1 rRNA gene is annotated in these 361 nt (G+C 57.6%); it reads left to right on the forward strand.

The annotated features are described in order from the left end of the window. A 16S ribosomal RNA gene (locus tag DQG13_RS30420) occupies positions 1 to 361 on the forward strand; the annotation flags it as partial.

Here is a 361-nt window from a genome sequence, read left to right on the forward strand (position 1 = left end):
GGCCCACCAAGGCGACGATGCGTAGCCGACCTGAGAGGGTGATCGGCCACACTGGGACTGAGACACGGCCCAGACTCCTACGGGAGGCAGCAGTAGGGAATCTTCGGCAATGGGCGAAAGCCTGACCGAGCAACGCCGCGTGAGTGATGAAGGCTTTCGGGTCGTAAAACTCTGTTGCCAGAGAAGAACGGTAGGTAGAGTAACTGCTATCTATGTGACGGTATCTGAGAAGAAAGCCCCGGCTAACTACGTGCCAGCAGCCGCGGTAATACGTAGGGGGCAAGCGTTGTCCGGAATTATTGGGCGTAAAGCGCGCGCAGGCGGTTGTTTAAGTCTGGGGTTTAAGTTCGGGGCTCAACCC

The organism is Paenibacillus sp. YN15, from assembly GCF_003285005.1.
GTDB lineage: Bacteria > Bacillota > Bacilli > Paenibacillales > NBRC-103111 > Paenibacillus_AR.